Origin of the sequence: Inquilinus limosus, assembly GCF_002195995.1 — a bacterium.
GTDB classification, from domain to species: Bacteria; Pseudomonadota; Alphaproteobacteria; order DSM-16000; family Inquilinaceae; genus Inquilinus; species Inquilinus limosus_C.
In genome coordinates, this window is sequence record NZ_NHON01000184.1 from 1 (window position 1) to 5,356 (window position 5,356).

The window sequence follows — 5,356 nt, forward strand, 5'->3', positions numbered from 1 at the left end:
GCCTCCGCAACGCCGGCAAAAAGCCCAAGGTCGCCATCGTCGCCGTCATGCGCCGGATGCTCACCATCCTCAACGCCATGCTCAGGGACAACGCACCGTGGCAAAACCACGCCGCATGACACCTCTCTCCCAAGACAGTTGCTACCCCTCTCCCGCAAGGGGAGGGGGGACTCTGTCTGCTTGGGGTGACAGAGCGGTCTCCCAACCCGAAAAGCCTTAGTCCCCCCTCCCCTCGCGGGAGGGGGCTAGGGGGAGGGGGTTGTCGATCGGAGGAACGGAAGGCCGGCTCTCACGGCCCTCTACCCCGCCGTGAGCCTGGCCTCGATCCGGGCCATCGAGCGGCGGAAGGCGGCGGGCTCGTCCAGCGCCCGGGCCAGGACCAGGGCGCCCTGGATCGCCGCCACCGCCTCCTCCGCCCGGTCGCGGGCCGTGTCCTCGGCCTGCCCCGATCGTGCCAGCCCCTGGGCCAGCGCGTCGGTCCAGGCGGCGAAATAGCCCTGGATGGCAGCGCCGAAGCGGTCGCGGACATCGCCGAGCGCGAAGGCGCCGACCAGGCACACCCGGCGGCCGGAGCGGAAATAGCCGTCGACCGCGCGGATCATCTCCGCCACCGCGCGGCGCGGCTCCTCCTCCCGCAGTGGGCGGAAGATGTGCTGCTCGAACCAGGCGTCGATCTCTGCCAGCACCGCCGCCGCCATCTCCTCCTTCCCGCCCGGGAAGAAGTGGTAGAGGCTGCCCTTGCCCAGGCCGGTGCGCTCGCCGATCAGGGCCAGGCTGGCGCCCTCGAAGCCATGCTCGCGGAACACCTCGGCCAAGGCCGGCAGAACATCCGCCCGCTCGGCGACGATCCGCGGCAAGGCTAGAGCCCGAGGTCGCTGAGCCCCGGATGGTCCGCCGGCCGCGGGCCAGACCGGTCCCAGTGGAACTTGCGCTCGGACTCGGCGATCGGCCGGTCGTTGATCGAGGCGTGGCGGGCCCGCATCAGCCCGTGCTCGTCGAACTCCCAGTTCTCGTTGCCGTAGGAGCGGTACCACTGGCCGGAATCGTCGCGCCATTCATAGGCGAAGCGGACGGCGATGCGGTTGCCCTCGAAGGCCCACAGCTCCTTGATCAGCCGGTACTCCAGCTCCCGCGCCCATTTCCGGGTCAGGAACTCGACGATCTGGGCGCGGCCCTGCGGGAACTCGGCCCGGTTCCGCCAGCGGCTGTCCTCGGTGTAAGCCAGGGCGACGCGCTGCGGGTCGCGGCTGTTCCAGCCATCCTCGGCCCCCCGGACCTTCTGGATCGCGGTCTCGCGGGTGAAGGGCGGCAGCGGCGGACGGTCGGCGGTCATTGCGGCTCTCCTCGATGATTGTACCGAACGGAACTGACTTTACCGATTGGTACAGATGAGGCTGCGCACCGTCAAGCCGGCCCTCCCCTGCGGCACTTGACCGCAAGCGAGTCGAGGGCGGAGGGTTCCCCCGCCGCCGAACGCCCGGGCCGATGCGGCGCCCGTCTTTCATCGGAGCAACTCCCTTGCCCCTCTCCCTCCACGAGATCTCGGTCGGCGTGATGCTGCCGAAGCTGCGCATGCTGTCGACGCTGCTGGACAAGGCCGCGGCCCATGCCGAGGCCGGCGGGATCGACCCCGCCACCCTGGTCGAGGCGCGCCTCGCCCCCGACATGTACCCGCTGTCGGGCCAGATCCAGCGGGTCAGCGACGCCGCCAAGTTCGGCGCCGCCCGCCTGGCCGGCCTGACCCCGCCGGCCTTCGAGGACAACGAGACCACCTTGCCCCAGCTGAAGGACCGTCTGGCCAAGACCGTCGCCTATCTGGAGAGCGTCGGCCCCGACCAGATCGACGGCCGCGAGGAGGAGACGGTTATCCTCCCGCTGCGCGACCGGAAGGTGGAATTCACCGGCCGCAATTACGCGCTGACCATGGTGCTGCCGAACTTCTATTTTCACGTCGTGACCACCTACGACATCCTGCGCCACCAGGGCGTGGAGATCGGCAAGCGGGACTATCTGACGCTCGTCGCCTGAGGCTGGCTGCTCGAGACAACAATCCGTCACGGCGAGGCGCGCAGCGCCGTGGCCGTCCAGGGGCCAATGCGAGCGGCCCCTGGACGGCCATGCCCTTCGGGCTCGCCATGACGGCATCGGGCGCGGCCTCGCCCCTGAACTTTCGCTGAACTTTCGTAACAACCAAAAAACATTTGTGCAGAGACGCCTTCCCCGTCCCCGGCAAAGTGTCGTACCAAGGAGGGGTGGGGCCGGCCGCGCGTCCGGCCCGCATTCGGGAGGAAGCGAGATGCGTGCCTTGGTCCTGGAGCGCCAGAGGGAATTGTCGCTGCGCGAGATCGACCTGCCCCGGACCCTTGGGCCGGGCGACGTCCGGATCAAGATCGACACCGTCGGCGTCTGCGGCAGCGACGTGCATTACTACACCCATGGCCGGATCGGGCCCTTTGTGGTCAAGGAACCGATGGTGCTGGGCCATGAGGCCGCCGGCACCGTGATCGAGGCCGGCCCGGGCGTCACCAGCCTGAAGCCGGGCGACCGGGTGTGCATGGAGCCGGGCATCCCAGACCTCACCTCCAAGGCCTCCAAGCTCGGCCTCTACAATGTCGATCCCAGCGTCGTGTTCTGGGCCACCCCGCCGGTGCATGGCTGCCTGACGCCGGAGGTGGTGCACCCCGCCGGCTTCACCTTCAAGCTGCCGGACAACGTCTCCTTCGCCGAGGCCGCGATGGTCGAGCCCTTCGCCGTCGGCCTGCAGGCGGCGGTGAAGGCGCGGATCCAGCCCGGCGACTTCGCCGTGGTGATCGGCGCCGGCCCGATCGGCATCATGGCGGCGCTGGCGGCCCTGGCCGGCGGCTGCAGCCGGGTGCTGATCTCCGACCTGCTACCGGAGAAGCTGGCGATCGCCGAGCGCTACTCCGGCATCACCGGCGTCAACATCCGCGAGACCAAGCTGGCCGACGCGGTGGCCGCGGCGACCGATGGCTGGGGCGCCGATGTGGTGTTCGAGGCCAGCGGCAGCCCGCGCGCCTATCCCGGCATCTTCGACGTGGTGCGCCCCGGCGGCTGCCTGGTGGTGATCGGCATGCCGGTCGAGCCGGTGGCGGTCGACCTGGTCGCCGCCGCGGCCAAGGAGGTGCGGATCGAGACCGTGTTCCGCTACGCCAATGTCTATGACCGCGCCATCGCCATGATCGCGTCGGGCAAGGTCGACCTGAAGCCGCTGGTGACCCACACCTACGGCTTCGAGGACAGCATCAAGGCCTTCGAACGCGCAGCCGAGGGCCGGCCGGCGGACGTCAAGCTGCAGATCAAGCTTTAGCCGCGCAAAGCGCCGGCCTGGCACGGCCGGCGCTTGATTCCTCGTTCGCCTTATGTTCCAGTGGAGCCAGGCCAACGGGGAGGACGCCATGGCGGCGAAGCAGGCAACCGGGATTCGCGTCGGCATCGGCGGCTGGACCTTCGAGCCCTGGCGCGAGACCTTCTACCCCAAGGGCCTGGCGCAGAAGCGCGAGCTGGAATACGCCTCGCGCCAGGTCACCTCGATCGAGATCAACGGCACCTATTACGGCTCGCAGAAGCCGGAGAGCTTCGCCAAATGGCGCGACGAGACGCCGGAGGGCTTCGTCTTCTCGGTCAAGGGTACCCGCTTCACCACCAACCGGCGGGAGCTGGCCGAGGCCGGCGAGTCGATCGACCGCTTCGTCAACAGCGGCATCACCGAGTTGAAGGAGAAGCTGGGGCCGATCAACTGGCAGTTCCTGCCGACCAAGCAGTTCGACCCGAAGGATTTCGAGGCCTTCCTGAAGCTGCTGCCGCATGAGGTCGACGGCCACGCTTTGCGCCATGTGGTCGAGGTCCGGCACGACAGCTTCCGCACCCCCGACTTCATCGACCTGCTGCGCGCCCACAAGGTGGCGGTGGTGCTGACCGACAAGGAGGGCTTCCCGGAGATCCCGGACGTCACCGCCCCCTTCGTCTATGCCCGGCTGCAGGGCGCGTCGGAGGAGGTCGAGACCGGCTACACGCTCAAGGCGATCGACCAATGGGCCAAGCGAGCCAAGGCCTGGGCCGGGGGCGGCGCGCCGGACGACCTCAAGCTGGTCGGGTCGCCGGAGGCGAAGCCGCCGAAATCGCGCGACGTGTTCGTGTACATGATCAACGGCTTCAAGCCGAAGGCCCCCGCCGCGGCCATGGCGCTGATCAAGACGCTGGGGTGAGCAGGCCCACGGCTCCTTTTCTCGTCATGGCGAGGAGCGCAGCGACGTGGCCATCCAGGGGCCGGTACGAGCTGCCCCTGGATGGACACGCCCCTTCGGGGCTCGCCATGACGAGAAAGGAAGGCCCTGCCCCCTTCCCTCACAACCTCTCGTTGAACCGCAGCTCGTTCAGGCGGCGCTTCATCGTCTGGAAGCGCTGGAAATGGGCGTCGTTGCGGCGCAGGGCCACCGCCGTCGACAGGATGTCGATCACCACCAGCGCGGCGATGCGCGAGATCGTCGGGGTGTAGACGCTGGTGTTCTCCAGCGTCTCGGCCACCAGGGCCACGTCGCTGTAGGGCACCAGCGGCGAATCCGTGCCGGTCAGGCAGATCACCTTGGCGCCGTTCTCGCGCGCGGTCCGCGCCACCTCGATGATCGAGCGGGTGCGGCCGGTGTTGGAGATCACCACCGCCACGTCGCCCGGCTGCATCATCGACGCCGCCATGATCTGCTGGTGGGAATCGAGCTCGGCCGAGCAGGGCACGCCGAACAGCGGGAATTTCTGCTGCGCGTCGCGGGCGACGATGCCGGAGGCGCCGAAGCCGAAGAAAGCGATCGACCGGGCTTTCTCCAGGATCGCCACCGCCGCCTCGATCGCCGCCTTGTCGAGATGGTTCCGGGCCCAGTCGAGGCTGGACAGGGTGTAGTCGAAGATCTTGTCGACCACCGCGGCCAGGGTGTCGGTGTCCTGCAGCACCGAATGCGTCGCCGGCAGGCCCAGCGCCAGGCTGTGAGCCAGGCGCAGCCGGAACTCCTGGTAGCCGGCGCAGCCGATGGCGACGCAGAAGCGGATCACCGTCGGCTGGCTGACCTCGGCCAGCAGCGCCATCTCCGCCACCGTCGCCTTGAGCACCCGCGCCGGATCGGCCAGCACCGCATCGGCGACCTTGCGGTCCGACTTGCGCAGTTCGGGCCGCAGCGTGCGCACCACCTCGAGGATGTTGGCGGGCCGGTCGGCCGTCTCCGTCAGCATGAATTCCCGCCCCTGTCGCTCCCGAGCGGCAGCTTACGCCGGGAAGAAACGCGTTGCCTCTCCCGCGTGGCGGGATCACGGAGCGGCCCAGGCTTTCCTCGCCCCCCTCCCGAAC

6 protein-coding genes and 1 pseudogene are annotated in these 5,356 nt (G+C 68.9%); 4 read left to right on the plus strand and 3 right to left on the minus strand.

Features of this window, described 5'->3' with window-relative positions; all coding sequences use genetic code 11:
- Positions 1 to 119, plus strand: a pseudogene (locus tag BWR60_RS36740) (IS110 family transposase); the annotation flags it as partial.
- 180 nt (positions 120 to 299) lie between these two features.
- Here the strand turns inward: BWR60_RS36740 and BWR60_RS35490 are convergent.
- Both BWR60_RS35490 and BWR60_RS35495 read right to left on the minus strand, forming a co-directional pair.
- The gene (locus BWR60_RS35490) at positions 300 to 857 is read right to left on the minus strand and encodes a TetR/AcrR family transcriptional regulator (protein ID WP_088157985.1); all 558 of its coding nucleotides are present in this window, start codon (positions 855 to 857) and stop codon (positions 300 to 302) included.
- Between the two features lie 2 nt (positions 858 to 859).
- Positions 860 to 1,333 (minus strand): DUF1348 family protein, encoded by a 474-nt coding sequence (locus BWR60_RS35495; protein ID WP_088157987.1) that lies wholly within the window; start codon positions 1,331 to 1,333, stop codon positions 860 to 862.
- A gap of 185 nt (positions 1,334 to 1,518) precedes the next feature.
- Between BWR60_RS35495 and BWR60_RS35500 the strand changes: the two genes are divergently transcribed.
- The 3 genes from BWR60_RS35500 (at position 1,519) to BWR60_RS35510 (ending at position 4,226) form a co-directional block, all read left to right on the plus strand.
- The gene (locus BWR60_RS35500; protein WP_088157989.1) at positions 1,519 to 2,028 is read left to right on the plus strand and encodes a DUF1993 domain-containing protein; all 510 of its coding nucleotides are present in this window, start codon (positions 1,519 to 1,521) and stop codon (positions 2,026 to 2,028) included.
- A 268-nt stretch (positions 2,029 to 2,296) separates the two neighbouring features.
- Entirely contained in the window at positions 2,297 to 3,328 is a 1,032-nt protein-coding gene (locus tag BWR60_RS35505) for an NAD(P)-dependent alcohol dehydrogenase (RefSeq protein ID WP_088157991.1), read from the plus strand.
- 88 nt (positions 3,329 to 3,416) lie between these two features.
- Entirely contained in the window at positions 3,417 to 4,226 is an 810-nt protein-coding gene (locus BWR60_RS35510; protein ID WP_088157995.1) for a DUF72 domain-containing protein, read from the plus strand.
- A gap of 139 nt (positions 4,227 to 4,365) precedes the next feature.
- On the opposite strand, the gene BWR60_RS35515 is transcribed toward BWR60_RS35510, so the two are convergent.
- Positions 4,366 to 5,241 (minus strand): SIS domain-containing protein, encoded by an 876-nt coding sequence (locus BWR60_RS35515; protein ID WP_088157993.1) that lies wholly within the window; start codon positions 5,239 to 5,241, stop codon positions 4,366 to 4,368.
- Positions 5,242 to 5,356 lie beyond the last annotated feature (115 nt).